The organism is Bradyrhizobium sp. UFLA05-112 (assembly GCF_053572325.1).
In genome coordinates this window covers 1-23,309 of the sequence record NZ_JBANBK010000111.1, presented here as the reverse complement: position 1 = coordinate 23,309, position 23,309 = coordinate 1, and the positions used below count along the sequence as shown (strand labels likewise).

The following is a 23,309-nucleotide window of genomic DNA, read 5'->3' as shown; positions in this document are numbered from 1 at the left end:
GGAAAATCGTCATCGCGCTTTAGGCTGTTGTTTGAGCATGATCTTTTCGGAAAACCGCTTCACACTTTTCCGGATCATGCTTTAGGCACCTCGCCTAGCCGCCGAACTCGTACGATGCCATCGCGACGCTTGCGACCTCGTCAATGAACAGACGGTGTCCCGTATCGCCATCCGCGGCACCGGCCGCGACCATCAGCGGCAGCAGGTGGTCCTCGCGCGGATGGGCAAGGCGCGCGCCCGGCGCGTCCTGCCAGGCGGTCAGCATGGCGTTGCGCCGCGCAGCGTCCGGCTGGCCGATCGCCTCGTTCAGATAGGCCTCGAACTCGTACGACACCGGCTTCGATTCCGCGCGTCCGAAGCCGCGCATGTTGTGATAGGTCAGACCGCTGCCGATGATCAGGACACCCTCATCGCGCAGCGCAGTCAGCGCCTGCCCCACCTTGATATGCTCGGCCGGATCGTAGGTCGACTTCAGCGATAGCAGCACGATCGGCATATCGGCGTTCGGATACATCAGCCCGAGCGGCACGAAGGTGCCGTGATCAAAGCCCTGATTGGCGTCCTCGCGGCAATCGACGCCGGCACGATCCAAAAGCTCCTTCACCCGCGCGGCCAGGGCCGGCTCGCCCGGTGCGGGATATTTGAGGAGATAGGTATGCTCGGGGAAACCGTAGTAGTCGTAGACCATCGGAGGGTTTGCCGAGGTCGAGACCGTGAATTGGTCCGCCTCCCAATGACCGGTGATGACGAGCACCGCCTTTGGCCGCGACGGCAGCCGCTGGGGTAGCCGGCCAAACTCTTGCGCGGTCTTTGCATATTGCACCCGCCTGTCGTCCATGAATGGCCAGGGTCCACCGCCATGCGACAGGAAGAAGGTCGGAAATCGCGTCATCGATGTCGGCTCATCTTTCTTGCAACAAGCGCGAGGCGTAGCCCTACGCGCTTTTCGGCGGCGAGCATAGGGAAACGCGCATGGTTAGCAAGTCGTTAACGATTTGCCTTCCAAAATCGGCGGCCGGTCGAAGTACTCGACCGGTTGGGTTTTTTCGGGAAGCAAGATGGCAAAGTTTGCGCTGGGGGATGTCGTCAACAGTGAGAAGGGTCGCCGCGGGGTCGTCCGCGCCGTCTACAAGTCGAGGGAAGGCCGGCAGTGCTACGCCGTCGAGAAGGACGGCGCGATGGACTTCATCGAGGAAGAGCGGCTGACGGCGGCGCCCCGCGTCGAGCTTGCAGCGTAGTCTCCTCGCTCACCCCTTTGGGCTCCGCCGTTCGAGATGATCGAGGGGAGCCGACAGCGGATCGTCTCGGCTTGCTATTCCGTCATTGGAGATCTGCAGCAAGCGCTCGCCTTGCGAGCTTGCGTCCCAACGCGGCAGGCCCGGTCCGTTGGGATCGCCGGTCCTCGCGAAATTGGTCCAGTAGCCGCGCAACTGACCCGCAAGCTCGCGGTCGGCGCGCGTGAACGGGCTCGCGCCTGGCACGCCCTGGGCGCCGAACACGAACTGCAATTCCCGTCCGTGGCCGCCATCGCCGTTCGCACGCTGGGCTTCGCCCGAATAGGAGAAGCGATAGCGGTAGGTCGGCGCGCCGGTCGCCGCGTGCAGACGCGCGAGAAACCGCGCGGGCTCGGTGAAGACCCGATCCGTATAGAGCCGGGCGGCAAGCTCCGCAGGCTCGCCGGAAATGCCGGGATAGAGCGCCTTCAATCGATCGGCGGATTCACCGGCGAGGCGGAGCTCCTCCTTCAGGTCGGGCTCGCCGGCAAAACTCGTCTCGTCCTCGTTTGAGCCGATGATCAGCGGGATGCGGCTTTCGTGCGCGGCACCGAAGCCGCTCGCGATGTCTTCCGTCACGAGCCGCCCGTCCAGCACCGGTCCGAAGCTGCGCTCGGATTTGGCGAACAGCAGGGTTTCGGCCGCGAGCAGCATTCTCGTATCCGACGCACGCGGATCAGACGTACTCCCGTCGCGCGCGACCAGCCCGAACACGCGTTGCCCGACGGCATCAGCCTCTTGCAGCGACGTCACGCCTTGGCGCGCCGGCAGCGACTGCAAGATCGCCTTGTGAAACAACCCGCGCGCTTCCCGGCAGAGCATCAGAAGGGCAATCGAGGTCGCGCCGGAGCCCGAACCGAACAACGTGACATTGTTGGGATCGCCGCCGAACGCGGCGGCATTGTCATGAACCCAGCGCAGCGCCGCGATCTGGTCCATCATGCCGTAATTGGCGCTTGCGCCGTCGGGCGCATTGACGGCGAGCGCTGGATGCGCAAGCCAGCCGAACACGCCGAGACGATAGTTCACCGTCACGACGATGGTGCCATCCTGCGCAAGCTTCGCGCCATCGAGCAAGGGATCGTTCGCCGTGCCCGTGACAAAGCCGCCATCATGGAAGAAAACCATCACCGGCAGCGGTCCATCGACGCCGAAGGGCCGGAAGACGTTCAGCGTCAGACAATCCTCGCTCGCATGCAGCATCGCAGGCTGCAGGCACGCCGGACCAAAATCGTAGGCGGTCCGCATCTCCGAGCTCTCGGGAAGCGCCTCTGGCGCGCGCCATCGGAGCAGCCCGAGTGGCGCGGCCGCATACGCCAGTCCCTTGAAAGAGGCAACCTCGCCTTCGACAGCGCCGAGCATCTGGCCTTCATGCGTCAAGGCAAACGGGTATTGCCCGGCCTGCTGGGCCGAGGCCAAGCCGACCTGTCCCAGGACCACTGAAGAGACCATCGAAGCCGTAGCGAGCGCCAGCAAGGACCGCATCGGCGAAATCTCAATGCACAGTAAGTGCGTCCAATGCTTTTACGTCCGCCTGACACGGCGAGGCAAGCCTCACCCAGGCGTCGGTGCGATTGACAGCGAGCGCGCTTTGGGTCACTTTTTCGTCCGGTTGATACGGCCTGCCGGTTGCACCCTCCTGGGGACGGTGAACGTATCGAAGCCTGTTTCGGCCTCCCTTTGCCCGAGCGACCGGGTCAGCAACGCAACCACCTGACACGCCTGGTTCGCTCACTGCAAAGGACGACACCGATGCGCGATTTTCGCGATGCCAAGGCTATGGCGCAGACCCTGCGCGACTCCCTCCAGATCAAGGCCATCAGCATAAGTCACAGCGAGAGCCTGGAGCTGGTCTCCAGGATGTTCGGCGTCGCCGACTGGAACACCATGTCGGCGGCGCTCCAGGCCGATCGACGCGACGGCAAGACGCCGCCGGCAAGGCCGCAGGCAACGGGACCTCAAACCGGAATCGCAAGCTACCCCGCCGTTCCACTGCGCGACCTGGTCCCCTTCCCGACCGCGACCTATCCCTTGTTCGTCGGACGCCCAAAGACCATGCAGGCGCTCGACCATGCGTTCGAACGCCAGCGCGAGGTGGTGCTGGCGATCCAGAAGGATTCAGGCACCGACGAGCCTGGAGACGGCGATGTCCATGGGATCGGCGTTCTCGCCCAGTTGCTCGAGCTTGAATCGCTGCCTGACGGGACGCTGAAGGTGCTGACGCAGGTCAATCGCCGCGTCTTGATCCACCGCTTCGTCACCGCGAGCGGCGCATTCGAGGCGGAGGTTGCCGCCCTCGGCGAGGGACCGATCCCCGACGCACCCGAACTGATCCTCCGCGCGGTCAAGCGCTTCGAGCGCTATGCGGCGGCGCGTGACATCCGCATTCCCGGGGTTTGGCCCGTGCTCGAACAGACCCGCGATCCCGGTCGCGTTGCCGACATCATCGCAACGCGCCTGCGATTGCCGATGGGCGACAAACAGAACCTGCTGGCAACGCTCGATCCCGTGGCACGGCTGAAGCAGGTCGATGCGTTCATGGACTTTGGACGCCCACTATCACCGGCGCTCCAGGCAACGAAGCTCCGCGCGCTCGGCTATGCCACGGAAAGGCGCCATCAATACGCCACGCTGGAGCATCTTCTGCTCGCACTGCTCGACGATGCCGACGCCTCCGCCGTGATGCGGGACTGCAACGCAGACCTCGACGCCATGAGGGCGAGCCTCAAGGCCTATGTCGATCGCGGGCTCAACAATATTGTCGCCCAGGATGGCAGGGAGGCCAAACCCACCGCCGCATTCGAACGTGCAGAACAGCGCGCGGAAATCCATACGCATGAGCTGGGACGCGCCGCGGTGACCGGGGCGAATATGCTGATCGGCATATTTCCGGAGACGCGGAGCCCTGCGGCGCAACTACTCGCCGAACATGGGATCCTGCGCGCCCGTGCAGTCGAGGTCATCGCTCGCAACGCAAGCAAGACCTGACGGGCCGTCTGGCGTCGTAACGTTCGGAACGTTCGTACTCGCAAGACCGCCACAGCCGGACCTGGCGCTCGGGTCCGGGCTGCCTCGTCCACGGCTGGCCGTTATCCTTGGCTATCCTTGCCAGTCAACTCAGCGAGCGCGCGGCGCGCGACGATACCAAGTTCTCCGAGTGTCGAATGCCCGGCTTCTGCGGCCTTGATCAAGCGCTCGGCAATGAACCTGCGGCTGTCGTGGTCGCCGCCATGCGGCAATTGACGGCAGGTTTCCTCCAGCACCACGTCCATGTTCGCCCTGGTTCGCTCGCTCAGCTTCTTCATGGCGTTTGTTAGTCAGAGCCTCGGCACGGAAATCAGCATACTCGGAACAACAGCGTGATTGCCTCGAAAAATCAAGCGCTCACCGCGGTTGCTGCGGCGCGGCGTATGCCGCAAGCCGCAGTGCATCGCGCCTTCGCTACCCAAGATTGAATTTGCGCTGATGACAAACCAGCACTGCGGCGATAGCCTGTCGACAAAGCAAAATGCTCGGGAGGATAATCGCATGGCTGAGGCAATGGTTGCAGCACGTGCTTCGGAGGCCACCGGGAAAGCCCAACACGTGGACGTTGCCGTGGTCGGCGCAGGTTTTGCCGGTCTCTATCTTCTCCACCAGCTACGCAAGGCGGGTCTGACGACCGTCGCGCTGGAAGAGGCCGACGACGTCGGAGGCACCTGGTATTGGAATCGCTATCCCGGCGCACGTTGCGACATCCAGACCATCGACTACAGCTACACGTTCGATCCGGATCTTGAGACCGCCTGGACCTGGTCGGAGAAATACGCAGCCCAGCCCGAAATCTTGCGCTATCTCGGCTTTGTGGCCGATCGTTACGACCTCCGGCGCGACATCCGGTTCAAGACCAAGGTCACTGAAGCGCGATGGGACGAGGCAGCTGGGCGCAGGCAGCTCACGACCAGCAGCGGCCCGGCTGTATCCTGCCGCCACTACGTCATGGCGACGGGCTGTCTCTCCGCGCCAAAGCCGCCTGAAATCGACGGCGTCAAGGATTTCAAGGGCGAAATCTATTTCACCGGGCGCTGGCCGCATGACGGTGTCAATCTCTCCGGCAAGCGCGTCGCCGTGGTCGGCACGGGCTCCTCGGGCATCCAGCTGATTCCGCTGGTCGCCGAGCAGGCGGCACAGCTCACAATCTTCCAGCGCACGCCGGGCTTTGCGCTGCCCGCCCACAACGGCCCAGCACCGGCAGACCGCCTCGGCTTGCTGCAAGGCGACCGTGCCGCCTATCGCGAGCAGGCGCGCTGGTCGATGACGGGCGTGCCTTATCCGCAACAGACGTCGGTGAGCTGGCAGCTCAGCGATCCCGAGCGCCGCGCGCGGTTCGAAGAGGCGTGGGGCAAGGGCGATCTCGTTTACATCCTCACGCAACTCTGGGCCGACCAGGGTGTCGACGTCGAGGGCAACACGCTGATCGGCGACTTCATCCGCGAGAAGATCCGCGACATCGTGAAGGATCCGGAAACCGCCGCGGCCCTGATGCCGCACGACCATCCGTTCGGCGCCAAGCGCCCCTGTCTCGATACCAATTATTATGCGACCTATAACCGGCCCAACGTGACGCTGGTGAATCTGCGGCAGGAGCCGATCAAGGCGATCAACGCTGCCGGCATCACGACCGACAAGCGCAGCTTCGACGTGGATGTCATCGTGTTCGCGACCGGCTTCGATGCCATGACCGGCGCGATCCGGGCCGTGCATCCGATCACCGGCCGCGGCGGCAAATCGCTGTCCGACGTCTGGGCGGACGGGCCGCAGAGCTATCTCGGCCTGACGGTCGCGGGCTTCCCCAACTTCTTCATGATCACGGGACCGGGCAGTCCGTCGGTGCTGTCGAACATGGCGGTGTCGATCGAGCAGCATGTCGATTGGGTGGTCGAGCGCCTGGCCGCACTTCGCGACGCCGGCTTCACCACCATCGAGGCAACCGAGAGAGCGCAGGCCGGATGGGGTCGGCACATGGCCGACTGCTCGATGCTGACGCTGCATCGGCTCGCCAATACCTGGTACACGGGCGCCAATGTCCCCGGCAAGGTGCAGGGCCTGATGCCCTATACCGGCGGTGTCGGCCCCTATCGCAGCATCTGCGACGAGATCGTCGCTCGCGGCATGCTCGGCTTCAGTCTCACCGGTCCGAATGTCGCCGCGCAATGCAATGACGGCGAGATCGTGCGCCTGCAGCCGGACGTGCGCATCGTGCTCGGCATGCTGGCGCAGCTGAACCTGCCGCCGATCGAATCGATGGGCGCGCTGGGTGCGCGCGCCTTCGTCAACGAGTTCAACCAGGCCCGCCCCGCAGGGCGGCCGGTCGGCGAGGTCGTCGACGGCACGCTCGATGGCGCTGACGGCGCGCTGCGCTATCGCCTCTATCGGCCAGCGACTCCCGGGCCGCACCCGATCGTGGTCTATTTCCACGGCGGCGGCTGGGTGCTCGGCGACGAGCAGTCCGACGATCCGTTCTGCCGCGACATGTGCCAACGCACTGGCATGATGTTTGTCAGCGTCGGCTACCGGCACGCACCGGAGCACCGCTTCCCGGCGGCAGCCGAGGACGGCTATGCGGCGACGCGCTGGGTCGCGGCGCATGCGGCCGAACTCGGAGGCACGCCGGGCCCGGTGATCGTCGCGGGCTGGAGCGCCGGCGGCAATGTCGCCGCCGTCACCTGCCAGCTCGCGCGCGATCGTGGAGGCCCGCAGATCTCCGGCCAGCTCCTGGTGTGCCCGGTCACCGACTGCACATTCGACCGTCCGTCCTATGAGGAGAATGCGGTCGGCTACTTCCTCACACGCTCGCTGATGTACTGGTTCTGGGACATCTACTGCTCGCCCGCCGAGCGCACCGATCCGCGCGTCTCGCCGCTGCGTGGCAAGGTCGCCGGCCTGCCGCCGGCGTTCGTGGTGACCTGCGAGTTCGATCCTTTGCGCGACGAAGGCATCGCCTATGCGGACGCGCTCGCAGCCGCAGGCGTTCCGGTCGAGCAGTTGCAGGCGCGCGGCCATTTCCATTCGTCCTTCACGATGGTCGACGTGGTGGTCACGGGCGTCCGTGGACGGGTGCAGATGGCGGACGCCTTGCGCCGCTTTGCCGGCCTTCCGCCGGAAACACGGCGTGGCGATGACGCGAGCTTCGGTCACGCCTCGCCCGCGCACAAGATCGCGGCTGCCGCGAGCTGACTGCCGGCGTCGCGGCTGTGGTCGCGTGATCTGTGGGCTGGACTGGTCCGCAGATGCGGTCAAAAATGGTTTCGTCGACGGGGAACGAATCCCAGGCGCGTGCGTTGCGAGCTTGTGGCATTGAGATGCAGCGATAGGTGTGGGCCCCGGCACGCGACCATGTGTGCTGGGGTTCTTTTTGCGTGAGCGCGTAGCAGGGGCAGATGTCTTCCGAGTCCAAGATGAACTTCGGCGCAACCGCGCGCTTGCGCAAATGGCCCTCGCTCGGAAACCAGCGGCGCGAGGACCGGGAGACCTACCTCGTGCTCGAAGACACGCTGGACCGATGCATCACGGCCTTCATGGACAAGCCGCTGGCAACCAGGCACCTCTATGAAATCCATACGTCGCCACAACCGCCGCTGGTGACGAGGATTCTGTCGCCCGAGCACATCGCCGAGCTGTCCCGGTTGCGGGAATTTCTCTGACGCCGCGCGACGACGAATGACATCCCGAGGAACATTCCTCGGCTCTTTCCCGTTGATGATGCGAACCAAGGCGTGAGTGCCCACGATGCTCGAAGCCGTCCCATTATCCCTCGATGTGCCCTATGGCGCAGATCAAACGCTGTTCGTCGTGATCGACCGGATCAGCGGCACCAGGGAAATCCGCATCGAGCGCACGGATCTCGACCAGACGATCGGCGAGTTCATCGCCGGCTGCTTCAGCGACCCCGTGCGGGTGATTTCGTTCAACACGCTCGAGCACTGGGTCAAGGACATCTCTGCCGACGTCGCCATCGAAATCCAGTCCCGCTGCGACATCGACGGCACCGACCTGCCCGACCATCTCCGGGATTTCGTCGAGAGCAACATCTGCGCGAGCGCCTCTACGCCGCATGGTATGGATGCCGCACTCCGGGCGCGGATTGCGGCACGCTAGAGCATGATCCGGAAAAGTGTGAAGCGGCTTTCCCTCGCGACAACGCGCAACGCGTTTGCGCCGAGATCATGCTCAAGCAACAACCCAAAGCGCGAGGACGATTGATCCCAATCTCATCGCCTTTAGGTCGGCCACCAATCGTTCAGCACACAGACAAAAAAAGCGCCGCATCGCGGCGCCTTTTCATCGGCACGCTCAGTGGTGCCAGAACAACGCTAACAGCAGGATGATCGGCAAGGGAACGCCGAGCAGCCAAAGCAAAGCACCTCTTCCAAATCCCATGGCTTCTCTCCTCCTCATCACGGACATGACGCGGGGCGCAAAGAGAAGTTCCAAGCCGTCTGGCGTGGCTGCATGCCGAGAAAGCATGGCGTCCGGAATGATCAGGCCTATCGGCGCCTGCCGGCCATCGCTTCGATCTCGCGGCGACGGTCGCCGGCGAAGGACAACAATTTCTCGACCGTGAGCGTATCCGTGATCCGTTTCGCCAGCCGCTCGGCGCGCGCAACCTGGTCCTCAAGATGCTGGATCGTGTTCACGCGCCCTCCCCGGCCGTCGAAATTTGTCTAGTCCGCCATGTTGCTTCAGCGAAACTAACAGCCGGTTAAGCGCGGTATGCGGCTGCGACGTCGCAGAGCCGGACCCTGCGACACGGCGGTTACTGCACCACGTCGAGCTTCACATTGGCGACGCCCTTGTTGACCATCCCGAGCGCCTCGGCGGCCGAATAGGAGACGTCGACGACGCGGCCGCGGACATAGGGTCCGCGGTCATTGACGCGGACCGTCACCGAGCGTCCGGTGGAGACATTGGTCACGCGCAGGCGCGTGCCGAACGGCAGCGAAGGATGGGCGGCGGTGAGTTCGTGCTTGTCGAACTTCTCGCCGCTCGCGGTCTCCTGGTCATCCGAGTAGAAGCTTGCGACGCCCTGCGAGGCCGTGCGCGCCGCGACCGCGCGGGTTGGCGCGTGATGCCGCGGCCGGGCGTAGACGCCCGCGAGCCTGCGGGTCTCGTGACGGTGCTCGGTCATGGCCTGCCGGCTTGCAGTTGCGAATTCGGCTTTCTGCCGCGCCACCGGGGATTGCGCACAGGCCGCGAGGGATGCGGCACCGATAACGGCGAGGACAAGTCGAGCAGCCTGCCCGCGCGGGGAACCTTGGCTTGCGCCGTTCTGGTGAACGGTTCTGGCACATTCGAAGCGAGACATGATTACGCCCCTCCGATCGGCCTCTACTCCGTCGGTCAATGGAGGCAGAACCTTGTCGGAAAAAAAGCCGGGCTGCGGCTGGGTGCAGTTTCACCCAGGCTGTTGCGATTACACCACAGTTCGTCGCACGTCTCGAATCAAGACACAGCCCGTCCGATCGGCGCATCAACCGTGAGATTCTCGCCAGAATACGGCGTGCGCTTCACGCGCCGCGCTCTCCGTGAGAAGTCGCGCGAGCTCGCGCCAATAAAGGTTCCGCCATCGCCGTTGCAGGCTGGCCAGAAACGCGATCTCCCGCTCGGTCAGGAAGCACATGGCGACTCCAATCGCAATTCCGCGCACCTCGCGCGTCTCGCCTCATCCGCTACCAACAAGTCCACTCATCGGCGTGACATCGGCGCTGTCGGGGAACACGATGCTGGCAAGCACGGTGCTCTCGACACGCAGATGATCCTGCAGCAGCCCCTTCAGCACGGCGCGCAGATCCGTCGTCGGCTTCAGGTCGCGATCCTCGAACAATTGTGCCGGCTTCAATCCCGGCCAGTCCGCGATCACGCGGCCGCCTTTGAGCGCTCCGCCGGTGAGGAATGCGACCGTGCCGGTGCCATGGTCCGTTCCCTCCGTGCCGTTGATCCGCGCGGTGCGCCCGAACTCGGTGACGACGGCGACGACGGTATCGTGCCAGGCCTCGCCCATGTTGGTCTCGATCGAAGCGAGCGCACCGTCGAGCGCACCGAGCAGGTTGAAGAGCTGCCCCGAAGCAGCGCCCTCTGCGATATGCGTATCCCATCCGACAAAACCCATGGCGCCAACGCGCGGGCCGTCGTGCTTTGCGAGATAGCGCGCGGCGGTGCCGGCAGCTTCCGCAAAATACGCGCGCACGCGTGCAATCCCAGGCGGCATCAGTGTCGGATCCTCCGACATCGGATCGCCCATCCCCGCGGTGCCGCCGAGCGAAGCGAGCTTCATGCGCGCCTGAAGCACGGCGGCAAGCTTCGGATCGGTGTGCTGATAGAGATCGAGCAGGCGGTTCTGCGTGTCCTCGCTCGCCGACAGAAGCTTTTGCGGCACCCACGACATGACGGGTGCCGAGCCGCGCACCACCAGCGGCGTCACCGCACCGACGCCGAGCGCCCGGCTGCCGCGCGGATCGACGCGACCGCCCGATTCCAGCGCGACCAGCGCGCGATTGAGCCAGCCGGAGCCGATCGCGCCGGGCTTTGCGATTCCGCTCTCGAGCACGTCCTGGCCGTCGAAATGCGAACGCTCGCGATAGGGCGTCGCCGTGGCGTGCACGATCAGCGCCTGCTGGCTCTTGTACAGCCGATGCAGATTGGGCATCGCCGGATTGAGCGCGAAGAAGGAATCCAGCGGCAGCGCCGGCGTCTTGCCGTCGAGCACCAGGGCGCGATCGCCGCGCAGGGAGATCCAGTCGGGATCGCCGACCGGCGCGACTGCGCCAAGGCCGTCGAGTGCGCCCCTCAGGATGATGACAAGCAGGCGCGGATCGCGCCCTTCCGCGCGCGCCAGCTTCGGCATCTGGCTCCACGCGAACAGCGCGCCCGAGCCGATCAGCAGCTCACGCCGTGTCGGCAGGTGATTGGCGAAGCTCATGCTCACCTCCTCTGGAAGTCTGCCGACATGAACAGCAGCGCGAGCGCCTGCTGCCGGCTTTCGGCGCGATTGACCGCCTGTTTGACCTCTGGCGACACCTGCGATGCGTAAACGGTCTCGATGATCTCCTGCGGGTCGGCCTGGCCAGCCATCCGCTCGGCGAAATTGTTGGCGACGTCGAGGCGCCGGCCCACGCCATCGATCCAGCTCGCCTCGTCGTCCGGATAGCCCTTCGGCGCCGGCGGCCGCCACAGCGCCTCCCCGAGCAGTTCCTGTCCGCCCGTGAAACGCGTCGGATCGGCCTGCGTGATGCCGGTCGCGCGCACCATGCCGACCACCCATTCGCCGGGACGCTTGAGCTTGGACGGCGGCTCGCTCCACGCCTCGGACGAAGACACCATCGTCTTCGCGATCTCCTTGAGGTCGCCGTCGGTCTCGCGAAACGTCTTCGCCATCTGCTCGACCAGCGATGGTGGCGGCGTCTCGGCAACGAAGTGGCACGCGAGCTTGGTCGCGACGTGCATCGCCGTCGCAGGATGAGCCGCAAGGTCGCGGAGCACGGCGCGTCCCTGCTCGACGCCATCCTGGTCGTAGAGCTTGCCGAGCACCGTTTGCCCGCCGGGCTCATGGAGCCGCGGGTTGAAGGTAAACTCTCCGCCTCGCTCGGGATCGTTGCCGGGCGGAATCAGGGTCCAGCCCGTCAGAACGTTGGCGAAGCTGATGACATCGTCCTGCGTATATCCGCTGCGCACACCGAGCGTATGCAGCTCCATGATCTCGCGCGCAAAATTCTCGTTCAGGCCGCGGCTGCGGTTGATGCCCGCGATCGAGTTCGCGCCCATCGAGCCGAGATTGTCGAGATAGAACAGCATGGCCGGATGGCCCTCGGCGGCCTGCAGGAGATCGTTGAAGCGGCCGAGCACGTGCGGACGAATGGCCTCGCGCTCATAGGCACCCGACATGCTCTGGATCTTGTTTGCGGAGATGCAGAAGTGGTTGGACCAGAACCACACCAAACGCTCGGCAAAGCCGATTTCCGCGGCCAGGGCCGCCTCCGTGCGTACCTTGGCTTCCTCAAGATAGATCGGCCGTCCCGGATCGGGAACGGCGTCGGCGGCCTTCTTGGCCGCCATCCCGGCAGCTTCCGCGCCCTGACCCTGAGTCTGTCCTTGCTTCTGTCCCTGACTCGCGTCCTGGTCCTCGGCCATGACGGGAGCCGCGGCCATCTGCTGCTTCTTGGCTTCCTGCTTGGCCCGCGCCGCACGCTTGGCATTGGCGTCCGCGACCGTGCGATAGGCCTTGGCGCTAGAGGGAAGGCTGGCTGCGGCTGCAAGCAACAGCGGCCGGTCGAGCTCGGCGATCAGCGCTGCGCGTGGGTCGGCCTCGATCGCGGCAATCGACCCCGGTCGCGGCCCCATGCCGAAGCGATGGAGCGCCAGCACGGCCTCAGCCTTTGCAGAATTGCTCATGGCGGGTGCCCGATATGTCAGCCAACCGAACCATCACGCTAGGCCAGCATCGCTGACCATGACGCTCTGTAGTGCTACAGATCGTAGCATTTACATCAAACGACTGCAAGCTCCGATTGAGCGGTCCGCGACGCGCGCTCATTAACCTCGCCGGCCAACTCGGGAAAGAAACTGAAGATGGGCTCATTGATGCCGCCGATGATCCCGCGATCGATCGCGATCCCGACGGCGAGCGACGCGACACTCTTTGAAACCGATTTCACGTTGTGCAGTGTATCGGCATCGAAGGTGACGTTTCCCACCTGGCGACCGTTGATTTCGTCGGCGCCCTTGAAGTACCGCACCAACTTGTCACCGCGTGCGACCAGAATGCCGTGCACATTGGCAGTGCCCGGAGCCGCGAGCCGATCGACAATCCTGCGCATGCGGCGCGGTCGATAAGCTTATCCTCGTTGACGGCAACGATGGGCCAGCCGTCGTCTCGCGCCGCCGGAATACCGGAGTCGTCGGGCGGGTCCGGATATACCGGCAACGTGGTGAGCGGCACCAGCGCAGCTCCACCGAGAAGTGAAACAAACTGGCGCCGTCTCATTTGATGCTCTCATTCACGCCTTTTGCGGTAGCTCAGCTCGCTTGGGTTGCTAGAAATTCGGCCCCAGCGCAATCTTCGTGATGGTGCCGTTCTTGACCCCGATTCGCCATTCCGCCGAGCCGTTGGCGAACTGCGCGATGTAGATGTCGCTGTCGAGTGCGGTGACGCCGCGGAACGACATCGCGCGCAGCGCACCGAGCCGCGTCAGGATCGCCTGATCGAACGGAAGCTGCTGACGCGTCTGCTCGGCGACCTCCGTGGTCATGTGGTCGTAGTCCGGACGGCCCTTGCTGACGCTCTCGATGTACTGCCGCAGCATCTCCTCGCCGTTGGCGATCGGCATGTTCCGCCGCGCGACGCGCCCGAGCCGCGCGCCGGGATGCGGCGCGTCGACGTTGTAGAAACGCGTCTGCCGTCCCGGCAGCAGTATCTCGCGACATTGTCCCGAGCGCTCGGCGATCACCCAGGGATTGTTGACCGTGGTGAGGAAGGATGACGTCATGCTATTGCCGATGGTTGCCTGCACGCGCCGATTGCCGTCCGCATCGAGGTTGAAGACCTGAATGTCGTCACCGGTGTCGTTGTAGAACATGATCCTGATCGGAGAGGTGCCGGCCTGGCCGCGAACGGCGACTTGTTCCGAACAGGCGACGATGCCGCCGAGCTCGTCGTTGCCGTCCGGACGGAAGGTCACGTCACCGGCCTTACCGTCCGGGTCGATCAGCAGGCGAAACTCGGCCGTGCCATTCTCGAACTTCGCACCATAGATGTCATAGCCGCCGGGGCCGACGCCGCGGAAGAATATCGATTGCACCGCGCCGAGCGCCAGGAACGTCGCGTGCAATTCGCCGACCTGCCGATGGATCTTGGCCGCCAGCGGCGCGCTCATGGAGTCGTAGTTCGGCGTGCCGCGGCGTATGTCGTCGATTCCGCGAAGGATCATCTCCTTGCTTCCCGGCGCCGGGACCTGGTCCCTGAACCGCTCTGGAACTTCCGCGATCCGCCGCAGGAAGTCGGCCTCAATGCTGCCTGCCATGGCCTCATCGATACGTCCGGCCAGGCGCGGGCCTGAGGCCGCGCTGTGCAGGAGGACCCGCGCAACCCGGGCCTGATCGTCGCGCAGGAAGATCACGAGATCGTCGCCCCGGATCGAGAAGGCGTCGGCACCTTCGGCCATCAGGGCAAAGGCGGGCCGGCCGGTTTCGTGCACCAGCAGGCGATCGCCATCGCGCTTGACGGTCAACACCCGGTTGAAGGCGACCTTGTACCAGCCGACATACTGGTCGAGCGAGGCTGCATCGGCGGTCGAAGCAGGCATCTCGGCGACGCGCGAGGTGCGGACCTCGCGACCGTTCACCCGCATCATCAGCTCGGAAGACCGGCGCTCCGCGTCGACCGGGAACGTGATGCTGCCGAACGAGGCAACGTAGGATGCCATGCCATCCTGCACCGTCAAGCGCTGCTTGCGCTGCCCGGTCCACTGCCCGAACAACTCATCGCCGTCGCGGAAGATGGCGAACACCGACGACGGGCCAAGCGCGTAGAAATTGACGAACGCGCGGTAGTGCTGGGCGTTGCTGGTCTCACCGGCATCCTCCACGGCCGGGCTCGCCTCCGGCGTGCGATAGGCGATCATGCCGGTCGACACGATGACGGCGGGCACGATCATGGCCGCGATCCAGACACGCTTGCGCCAGCCGACTGCTGCAGGCATCGCCGCGGCCGCAATGATGCGCTCGACGCGGGCGCGCACCGTCGATGCCCGCGCCATCGCGAGCTCCATCGGACGCGGCTTCACCGAGGTTGCGACGTCGAGCAGGATCTCCGCGTAGGACAGCCTGTCGTCGATCGCCTCGATCGCCTGGACGTCGCTGATGATCTCGGCCAGCTCCGCCAGATGCGCAAGCTGCCACCACGAGAATGGGCTGAACCAGAACACGGCGCGGTTGAGTGACGCGAGCAGCAGGACGTAGAAGTCGCGATTGGCGACATGCGCGCCCTCGTGGGCGAGCACGGCGAGCCGCTTCCGCGCATCCCAGTCAAGAAACTGCGGCGGCACGAGAATGGTCGATCCGAAGGTGACGGGACCGCCGACATCGCGGCTGATGCGCACCTCGGCTTTGACTACCCGGGGGCCGCCCATCGGCTTTGCAGCCCGCGCCAGACGAAAGGTCAAGAAGAGGCCGACGAGGAGCCGCAGCAGCAGGAAGCCGGCGACGCCCGCATAGGTCATCGTCGCGATGGCCCACCAGTTGATCGGCGCCGCGCTTTTCGCCGGCGGCGCCAGGGCTGCGCCGTGCTCGGCGGACAGCAAGGCTGGCAAGGACTCGGCCATCGGCGCTTCAACCGGCCAGACATCGTCCGGCGCTGCCACCGGCAAAGGCAGGCGGGTGATGGTGAGCGTCGGCCAATGCATCACGAACGGCATCGCGAGCGAGGCCAGCAGCACGACGACCCACGCCGTCATCTGCACGTGCGGATTGCGCACGCGAAAGAGATAAAGACCAAACCAGACGACGCCTCCCAGTACAAAGGAGCGCAGCGCCGCCTCTGCCAGAGTTGCGATCATTCTTTCTTCACTCCCCTCACCTTTTTCGCCTTGGCCACCTGGTCAGCCAGCGTGCGCAACTGTTGCTGATCGAGCATCGCATTATCGACCATGCCGACCAGCACCTCCTCGATCGAGCCATTGCAGAACCAGTCGACGATGCGCTGGACCGCCTTGGCGGCGACGCGCGCGCGGGGCTCGACCGCCTGGTAGACGTAGGTGCGTCCGTCCACAGTGTGCCGCGCGTAACCTTTTTCTTCCAGCCGGCGCAGGACGGTGCGGACGGTCGATTCCTTGAGACGACGCGGCAGCCGTTCACGCACGACCTCGGCTGTCACCGGCCCATGAGCCCAAACCAATTGCATGACCTCGCGCTCGAGGTCGCCCAGTTCGGGCAAACGATCGTCCATGGTGTGTGACCTTGTCGCTGGAAGTTTCTTGTAACGCTACAGATCGTCGCATATACGGCCGCGCCGCGCAACGGCGTTTCCACCTCAGATGGTGCCGTGGTGCTGACCGATCCGCCCGCCCGGGGCGGGCGAAGCCCTCAGTAATGCGGCTCGTACATCTGCGACCGGACGAGGCCCACCACGTCATTGGGCGCCGACCCTTCGGCAAGGCCACGCTGATAGGCCACCTGCGCTACGGCGGCCGCGATCCGGGCGGAGACCTCGCGGATGCGCGGCAGCGCCGGATAGAGGCTGCCCTGGTCCAGATCGTCCTTGCCGACACAGTCGGCGAGCGAATGGGCGGCGGCCATGAACATCTCGTCGGTCACGAGGCGCGAAGCGGTTGCGATCACGCCGAGGCCGACGCCCGGGAAGATGTAGGAGTTGTTGCCCTGGCGCGGGACGAAGGTCCTGCCGTTAAACGTCACCGGGTCATAGGGACTGCCGCAGGCGAACAGCGCGCGGCCTTCGGTGTAGCGATAGGCATCCTCGGCCGAGCACTCCGCCTTCGAGGTCGGATTGGAGAGCGCGAACACGATCGGATGCGCGTTGAGCTTCGCCATCGCCTTGAGCACGTCCGGCGTGAACGCGCCGCCAACCGCCGCCACGCCGATGATCGCGGTCGGTTTCAGCGTTTCGATCGCGGCGGGGAAGTCGGCGATCTGCCCGTGGTCGTGGGCGTAGCGCAGCTTGTGACCGGACAGGCCGGCCCGTCCCTTGACGACGAGGCCGCGGGAATCCACCAGCCAGTTGCGGCTGAGCGCTTCGGCTTCGGAGGCCCCCTCCGCCATCATCGCCGAGACCACGAGATCCGCGATGCCGGTCGCCGCTTCGCCTGCACCCAGGAACAGTATGCGTTGATCCCTGAGTTTGCCGCCGCTGACGCGCAGTGCCGAGAACAGGCCGGCAAGCGCCACCGCTGCCGTGCCCTGGATGTCGTCGTTGAAGACGCAAGCCTCGTCCCGGTACTTGTGCAGAAGCTTAAACGCGGAGTGGTTGGCAAAATCCTCGAACTGGATCAGCACGCCTGGAAACGCCTTGCGCGCGGCCTGCATGAACTCGTCGACGAAACTGTCATAGGCTTCGCCGGTCAGGCGCCTTTCGCGCAAGCCGAGATAATAGGGATCGCGCAACAGCTCCTCATTGTTGGTGCCGACGTCGAGCACGATCGGCAGGCACTGCTCCGGATGCACCCCGGCACAGGCCGAATAGAGCGAGAGCTTGCCGACCGGGATGCCCATGCCGTTGGCACCGAGATCGCCGAGACCGAGAATCCGTTCGCCATCGGTCACCACGATCAACTTGGCGGGATAAGGCCAGTTCTTCAAAATCTCGGCGATCTGGCCGCGGTCACGCGAGGAGATGAACATGCCGCGCGGACGCTGGAAGATGAGGCCGTATTTCTGGCAGGCGAGCCCGACCGTCGGGGTGTAGATCAGCGGCTGGATTTCGTCGATATTGTCGCAGACGACACGAAAGAACAGCGCCTCGTTGCGATCATGCAACGCGTTCAGCGCAACATATTTCTCGAGATCGCTCGGCAGACTGCGCAAGTTGATCAGGACACGCTCCGCCTGGTCCTGCATCGTCAGCACGCACGCCGGCAACAGGCCGCGCAAGCCGAGTGCGGCCCGCTCCTGCTCGGTGAAGGCGGTGCCCTTGTTGAGCAAGGGATCGCGCAGCAGCGTCATGCCACGCGGCGAGTTTGAAGGCGTTGAGTCGGCGCCGACCCGATCAGGTCTATTCACGAATTCCCCCGAGAGTTTCTTATGTGCGAACGAACATTGTCGGCCACCCCTTGATTGAGATCAAGGACGTTGCAGGTCAAGACCCGATTGTGATCTCGCACCGCAGCGACCCGGGAGTGACGAAGAATGATGCAGATGGCTGCTGCGTAGCGCCGGCCGCAAGGTCGATGCTGCGCCTATTCGGCCTTGATGTCGGCGATCTTCACGATGCGCCACCACTTGTCGATCTCGGCTCGCTGGAACGCCGCGAGTGCAGCCGGAGTCTGCTGCTCGCGCGGCGGGATCTCCTGACCGAGCTCGGCAAAGCGCTGACGGACCGTGGGATCAGCGAGCGCGGCGACGATGGCCGCGTTGAGCCGCTGGACGATGTCCCTGGATGTGTTCCTCGGCGCCCATAATCCGTGCCAGTAGGAAATGTAGAGGCCAGGCAGGCCTGCTTCGTCGACCGTCGGAACATCAGGCGCGGAGGCAAGTCGCGTCGGCGAGGTCACGGCAAACGCCTTGATCGTGCCGTTCTTGATCTGCGGCAGCGAATTCGACGCCTGATCGAACATCAGGTCGATCTGCCCGGCCACGAGGTCAGTCATGGCCGGCCCCGCACCACGATAGGGCACGAACTGAAATTCAGTACCGGTCCTGGTCTTGAAGAACACGCCGGCGACATGCGCGCCGGAGCCGGCGCCGGCCGTCCCGGCCGACGCCTTGTTCGGATTGTCCTTCAGCCAGGCGATCAGCTCGTTGAGATTTCCAGCCTCCAGGGTCTTCCTGCCGACGATGAGCTGCGGGCCGCTGGCAATTAGCGCGATCGGTTCGAAATCGGCAAGCACATCGTAAGCGAGCTTGTAGACGGCGCCGTTCAGCACCTGCGTGCCCCAATGCCCGATGGTGATCGTGGTGCCGTCGGGGGTTGCCCGCGCCACGCGCGCGCCCGCGATGCTGCCGGATGCACCGACCACGTTCTCGACCACGATGGTTGTGTGAAGATCGGCCGCCATCCGCTCGGTGAGAATCCGCGCCAGCGTGTCGGTCGGCCCGCCCGCGGCAAACGGCACCACCAGCGTGATGGGCCGCGACGGGAATGACTGGGTCATCCCTGGTGCGGCGGACGCAACAAGTCCGATCAGCGTGCAAATCGCAGTGACGAAGCCGCGCAATCCAGCCGACAATCCACCCATCATTCCCCCAGCCTCCCGCTTCCGCCCGCCGTTAACCGGCGGGCACGTTTGTGGGCAGAAGTGAACGACGTCGCCGTTCAGGAGGCAAGGACGAAGATCAGCCGGTCGCGCGTCGCAAGGTCAGGTTCGAGGCCGTGTCGGCCGGCGCGGCGATCTGCATCAGGATAGTCTGGGCGGAGGAAGCAATCTCGATTCCGTTTTCCTGGAAGCGCAGCTTCATGCGGCGATTGAACTCGCGTTGAACCGGCCAACGGCCGCTGTCGGTGCAGCGGATCTGGCCAACGATCGACACCATCGAACCATCCACCTTGTCGATGCCCCAGAGCTCGAGATCGCCGCGGATCGCGGCGCGGAATTCGGGCTCCCGACGCATGTCATCGACGATGTCCTTGAGGATTTGTCCGGCGCGATCGGTATCCTCCTTGTAGGCGACATTGACACTGACGGACGCATTGCCCGCGCCACGGCTTGAATTGGTGATGGTGGTCACCGCGCTGAACGGAACGATGTGCAGCGATCCGTCGCCGGCGCGCAGGCGAATGGTGCGGATCGAGACGTTTTCGACCACGCCCGTCAGGCCGGAGACGCTGACGGTGTCGCCGACCTGGACCGTATTCTCGAGGAGGAGAAACAGGCCGGTGATGAGATCCTGCACCAGCTTTTGCGAGCCGAAGCCGATGGCGATGCCGACGATGCCGGCCCCCGCCAGGAGCGGCGCGACATTGACGCCGATCTCGCTCAGCGCAGTGAGACCGACGACGGTCGCAATCAGGCACAGCAACACCGTCCGCAGCATCGGTTGAAACGTGCGCAGGCGCGCCGCGCGGGCATAGTGGCCCTCGCGCGACAAGGCGTTGATCTGTCGGTCCAGCAGCGCGTTGCTGGCCTCCCATATCGCGGCCGCGATTGCGGCGGCAACGCCGATGGTCGCGACCGCAGACAGGAGCCTGCTGCCGATCTGACCGCCATAGAACCAGACGATCGCATCCACGCCCCAGACCTCCAGCACGGCCACGAAACCGATAAAGGCGATGACGCCAGAGACGATCTTGCGCAGCAGGGGCAGATAGCGGTTGGCGCGGATCTCGAGGCCGGGAAAGCGCTGGAGGATCTCCGGATTGATGCGGAAGCCGCGATCGATCAGGCTCAGCGTCACCATGATGGCGACGCGCGTGATCAGCGCCACCACGACGGTGCCGACGAAATACTGGAGCAGCAGCGAATAGCCGTTGCGGATGTTGAGCGCCCAGACGGCCCACAGGGCCAGATCGAGTGCAATCGCAAGATAGTGCCAAATGCTGGCAACGCGATTACGTACCCTTGCCGCAAGACCCTGCCGGCCGGCCGGCGCGCGAATGGCCTCGGCGACCTGGCGACGGCACTGCAGGATGATGACCACGATGAAGAGATGCACGATCAGCATGACCATGCGCAGCAAGGCCGCATAGCCGGCCCGATGCAGGCCGAGCAGCAGCGCCACATTGGCAAAGGCGATGCCGGAAACGCCGACACCGACGATGCGCCGCGCCCAGATCTCGATATAGGCCGCGGTCTCGGCGCGAACCGGAAAGAGCCCGAAAGGCCCCGCGAGCGCCCGGACCAGACAGATCAGTCCGCGCGAGAAGGCATAGGCATTGACGACGGCGAGAATAACGAGGCGGACGGTTGCCGGTTCGCCGATCTCGGTTCCCAGCAACGTCGTGGCGATGCCGACAAAGACGAACACCGGGAGCAATTCGATCACGAGGCGGCCGAGCACGAAGGGCAGACGGAGCAAGAGTTGCCAGGCGCGGGCCAGACTGGCGCGGCGGCGATGCAGCTCAGGCTCTGCGGCAACGGACAATGGCGGCTCGATGATGGGGAGCGCCTGCGCGGGCACGTGCGGAGCCTGCGGCACGCGCGCCTCCAGGAATGCGACCGGACGCCTGATCAGGCGGAAAATCAGCCACTCGGCGCAGAAGGCGCAACCAAACACCAGCGCCAGCTTCCACGCGATCTCGATCAGCAGATTGTAGGCGGCGGGATCATTGGCCGTCCGCACGATCCAATAGTAGAACGCCGGAAAATGCGTGAGCGTCCGCGCCATGTCGGCGACCTGACGCGAGATCTCGCCGATCTCTTCCGAGACCGTCAGCAGGAGCTGCGCGCCGAGGCCGTCGGCTGACAGCGAAGCAGGAGACTTCTGCTCGGGCGCGGCAGTCGTAGCCTGCGGCTGATCCGACGCACTGGCGATTGCGCGCAGCGTATCGATCATCCGGGCACGCTTCTGATCGTCCTGCAGCGTGTCCAGCGCGCGCCGGGCCTGCTCTGGGGAGAGCGTTGCAGCATTGCCGGTCGCAGGCACCGCCGGTTCGGCGCGCGCACCAGAAAGAGTTGAGATCGCGAGGAAGACACAGGCGACGAGAAGCGCCGAAGACAGCCTTTGCGACACGATGAGTCCCCAGAAATAGCTAAGGCGGTGTCAGAACCGGCACCGCCTTTGTGTACGAGTCATGTCGGATCATCGCTATTCGCCCCGGTCCTGTGTCGGAAGTTTGCCGTCGCGGCGACTTTCTCTTGGCATTTGCCGCGGCACATGACACACGCCGTCGCCGCGCACACAACCGAGTCGCGGTCTTCACGGCAATCACCGCTCGCCACAATCGTGCCGAAGCTCCACGACAGAGAGCCGGCTCACGATCGATTAATAGAAACAGGGATGCTCAAAAACACAGCGCCGGGAAGGTAAGGGGCCATGCCTCACTGATGCAGCCCACTTCACCTTGACCCGGCGTGCCGTTCGCGGATTTCGCCGCTATGCGATAGTCCGAACGAGCTCCATCGCACTTAACGCGGCTGGATTTGCGGAGGTGGTGTCATAGACCTCCCCTTGCTCATGACATGGACGTTACGCGTCGCGCTGGGCGACCATCGGCATGCTCCTCCCGTGACATAAAACTGTCAAGCGGGAACGATGGCGCAGTCGGACAAATGTGAAGCGATGGCGCGCGTTCCACGATCGGAATAAACCGGTTCCACCGGCGTTTGTATCGACGAGTGCTCTTCCTCCTGCGCCAATATTCCGAGCCGGAAAAATCACACATGAAAATCGTCCATCGCCTCGCCGTCATTGCCGCGACGTTCGCCGCAATTGGCTCCGCATACGCGCAGAACTCGCCGCAAACCTTGACCCGGAAGGTCGAGGGCACTGAAAACGTCTACATCTTCCGCTACAGCGGACACCAATCGATGTTCGTCGTGACCCCGCAGGGCGTGATCGCCACCGATCCGATCTCGTATGAGCGTCCCGCAAAGCCCTATATCGACGCCATCAAGGCCGTCACCGACAAGCCGATCAAATACGTCATCTACAGCCATCATCACTACGACCACGCCGCCGGCGGCCAGGCCTTCAAGGACCTCGGCGCCACCTTCATCGCGCACCGCCGGCTGAAGGAGCGCTGGCTCGACTTGAAGAAGCAGAACGCGCTGCTTGCTGATGTCGTGATGCCGGACCAGGTCGTCGACGACAAGAAGACCATCACGCTCGGCGGCACCACGCTGGAGCTGGTCTATGTCGGCCGCAACCATTCGGACAATTCGCTGGTGATGCGTCTGCCGAAGGAGAAGCTGGTCTTTGTCGTCGACTTCGCGCCGATCGAGTCCATCCAGTTTCGCAACATCCCCGACAACGCCTCGCCGCTGGAATATATCGCCTCGTTGAAAAAGCTCGCATCGCTGGACTGGGAGCGGATGATCCCTGGCCACCCCAATGCCGGCGGACGCCTGGGCACCAAGAAGGACATTCAGGACGACATCGCGTACATGGAAGATCTCTCCGCCGAGGTGAAGAAGGCCGCCGACGCCGGCAAATGCTTCGACACCGCGATGAAGGAGGTCAAGCTGCCGAAATACGAGAAGTGGGCGAACTACGAGAACGGCCTTGCCGCCAACGTCGAGCGCTTCTGCTACTGGTGGGGACGCGGGTATTGACGCAACTCGCCACCCGAGGAGAGCCGTCATCACCCGCGAAGGCGAATGCGGGCAATCCAGATGCTATGGGGTAAGCGGCGACTGGGGTAAGCGGCGGTGAGGGTGTGGACACCCCTCGAACGCC

At 64.5% G+C, this 23,309-nt stretch carries 19 protein-coding genes; 6 read left to right on the top strand and 13 right to left on the bottom strand.

Going from position 1 to position 23,309, the window contains the following annotated elements:
• Positions 1 to 94: 94 nt before the first annotated feature.
• Positions 95 to 892 (bottom strand): DODA-type extradiol aromatic ring-opening family dioxygenase, encoded by a 798-nt coding sequence (locus SO180_RS37890; RefSeq protein WP_449383898.1) that lies wholly within the window; start codon positions 890 to 892, stop codon positions 95 to 97.
• Positions 893 to 1,058: 166 nt separating this feature from the next.
• On the opposite strand from SO180_RS37890, the gene SO180_RS37885 reads away from it, so the two are divergent.
• The gene (locus tag SO180_RS37885; protein WP_449383897.1) at positions 1,059 to 1,238 is read left to right on the top strand and encodes a hypothetical protein; all 180 of its coding nucleotides are present in this window, start codon (positions 1,059 to 1,061) and stop codon (positions 1,236 to 1,238) included.
• A 9-nt stretch (positions 1,239 to 1,247) separates the two neighbouring features.
• Here SO180_RS37885 and SO180_RS37880 read toward each other — a convergent pair whose 3' ends face one another.
• Positions 1,248 to 2,759 carry a carboxylesterase/lipase family protein gene (locus SO180_RS37880; RefSeq protein ID WP_449383896.1) on the bottom strand — a complete coding sequence of 504 codons (1,512 nt, stop codon included), beginning with the start codon at positions 2,757 to 2,759 and terminating at the stop codon, positions 1,248 to 1,250.
• Between the two features lie 267 nt (positions 2,760 to 3,026).
• Between SO180_RS37880 and SO180_RS37875 the strand changes: the two genes are divergently transcribed.
• The gene (locus SO180_RS37875; RefSeq protein ID WP_449383895.1) at positions 3,027 to 4,262 is read left to right on the top strand and encodes an LON peptidase substrate-binding domain-containing protein; all 1,236 of its coding nucleotides are present in this window, start codon (positions 3,027 to 3,029) and stop codon (positions 4,260 to 4,262) included.
• A 101-nt stretch (positions 4,263 to 4,363) separates the two neighbouring features.
• On the opposite strand, the gene SO180_RS37870 is transcribed toward SO180_RS37875, so the two are convergent.
• Positions 4,364 to 4,579 (bottom strand): hypothetical protein, encoded by a 216-nt coding sequence (locus SO180_RS37870; RefSeq protein ID WP_449383894.1) that lies wholly within the window; start codon positions 4,577 to 4,579, stop codon positions 4,364 to 4,366.
• Positions 4,580 to 4,802: 223 nt separating this feature from the next.
• Here SO180_RS37870 and SO180_RS37865 point away from each other — a divergent pair, with 223 nt between their 5' ends.
• From SO180_RS37865 to SO180_RS37855, 3 genes are all read left to right on the top strand, one after another.
• Positions 4,803 to 7,490 (top strand): flavin-containing monooxygenase, encoded by a 2,688-nt coding sequence (locus tag SO180_RS37865; protein ID WP_449383893.1) that lies wholly within the window; start codon positions 4,803 to 4,805, stop codon positions 7,488 to 7,490.
• A 203-nt stretch (positions 7,491 to 7,693) separates the two neighbouring features.
• A complete protein-coding gene (locus SO180_RS37860) occupies positions 7,694 to 7,957 on the top strand; it encodes a hypothetical protein (RefSeq protein WP_449383892.1) in 264 nt (87 codons plus the stop codon).
• An 85-nt stretch (positions 7,958 to 8,042) separates the two neighbouring features.
• Complete coding sequence (locus SO180_RS37855; RefSeq protein WP_449383891.1) at positions 8,043 to 8,411, top strand: hypothetical protein; 369 nt, start codon at positions 8,043 to 8,045, stop codon at positions 8,409 to 8,411.
• 389 nt (positions 8,412 to 8,800) lie between these two features.
• Here the strand turns inward: SO180_RS37855 and SO180_RS37850 are convergent, their stop codons facing one another.
• The 10 genes from SO180_RS37850 to SO180_RS37805 all read right to left on the bottom strand — a co-directional run bounded on the left by SO180_RS37850 (position 8,801) and on the right by SO180_RS37805 (position 21,644).
• On the bottom strand, positions 8,801 to 8,950 hold the full coding sequence (locus tag SO180_RS37850) for a hypothetical protein (protein ID WP_449383890.1): 150 nt from the start codon (positions 8,948 to 8,950) through the stop codon (positions 8,801 to 8,803).
• 119 nt (positions 8,951 to 9,069) lie between these two features.
• Positions 9,070 to 9,618: a septal ring lytic transglycosylase RlpA family protein gene (locus SO180_RS37845; protein ID WP_449383889.1), complete on the bottom strand. Its 549-nt coding sequence runs from the start codon at positions 9,616 to 9,618 to the stop codon at positions 9,070 to 9,072.
• A gap of 357 nt (positions 9,619 to 9,975) precedes the next feature.
• The gene (locus SO180_RS37840) at positions 9,976 to 11,232 is read right to left on the bottom strand and encodes a DUF1501 domain-containing protein (RefSeq protein ID WP_449383888.1); all 1,257 of its coding nucleotides are present in this window, start codon (positions 11,230 to 11,232) and stop codon (positions 9,976 to 9,978) included.
• A 2-nt stretch (positions 11,233 to 11,234) separates the two neighbouring features.
• The gene (locus SO180_RS37835; protein WP_449383887.1) at positions 11,235 to 12,701 is read right to left on the bottom strand and encodes a DUF1800 domain-containing protein; all 1,467 of its coding nucleotides are present in this window, start codon (positions 12,699 to 12,701) and stop codon (positions 11,235 to 11,237) included.
• A gap of 95 nt (positions 12,702 to 12,796) precedes the next feature.
• Positions 12,797 to 13,126, bottom strand: a complete 330-nt coding sequence (locus SO180_RS37830; RefSeq protein ID WP_449383886.1) for a serine hydrolase domain-containing protein — start codon at positions 13,124 to 13,126, stop codon at positions 12,797 to 12,799.
• A 216-nt stretch (positions 13,127 to 13,342) separates the two neighbouring features.
• A complete protein-coding gene (locus tag SO180_RS37825; RefSeq protein WP_449383885.1) occupies positions 13,343 to 15,862 on the bottom strand; it encodes a M56 family metallopeptidase in 2,520 nt (839 codons plus the stop codon).
• Positions 15,859 to 16,251 carry a BlaI/MecI/CopY family transcriptional regulator gene (locus tag SO180_RS37820; RefSeq protein ID WP_027524466.1) on the bottom strand — a complete coding sequence of 131 codons (393 nt, stop codon included), beginning with the start codon at positions 16,249 to 16,251 and terminating at the stop codon, positions 15,859 to 15,861. The genes SO180_RS37825 and SO180_RS37820 overlap by 4 nt, the downstream gene beginning before the upstream one ends.
• A gap of 137 nt (positions 16,252 to 16,388) precedes the next feature.
• Complete coding sequence (locus tag SO180_RS37815) at positions 16,389 to 18,038, bottom strand: NAD-dependent malic enzyme (protein ID WP_449383884.1); 1,650 nt, start codon at positions 18,036 to 18,038, stop codon at positions 16,389 to 16,391.
• A gap of 176 nt (positions 18,039 to 18,214) precedes the next feature.
• A complete protein-coding gene (locus tag SO180_RS37810; protein WP_449383899.1) occupies positions 18,215 to 19,213 on the bottom strand; it encodes a tripartite tricarboxylate transporter substrate-binding protein in 999 nt (332 codons plus the stop codon).
• A gap of 97 nt (positions 19,214 to 19,310) precedes the next feature.
• On the bottom strand, positions 19,311 to 21,644 hold the full coding sequence (locus SO180_RS37805) for a mechanosensitive ion channel domain-containing protein (protein WP_449383883.1): 2,334 nt from the start codon (positions 21,642 to 21,644) through the stop codon (positions 19,311 to 19,313).
• Positions 21,645 to 22,294: 650 nt separating this feature from the next.
• Between SO180_RS37805 and SO180_RS37800 the strand changes: the two genes are divergently transcribed.
• The gene (locus SO180_RS37800) at positions 22,295 to 23,185 is read left to right on the top strand and encodes an MBL fold metallo-hydrolase (RefSeq protein WP_449383882.1); all 891 of its coding nucleotides are present in this window, start codon (positions 22,295 to 22,297) and stop codon (positions 23,183 to 23,185) included.
• Positions 23,186 to 23,309 lie beyond the last annotated feature (124 nt).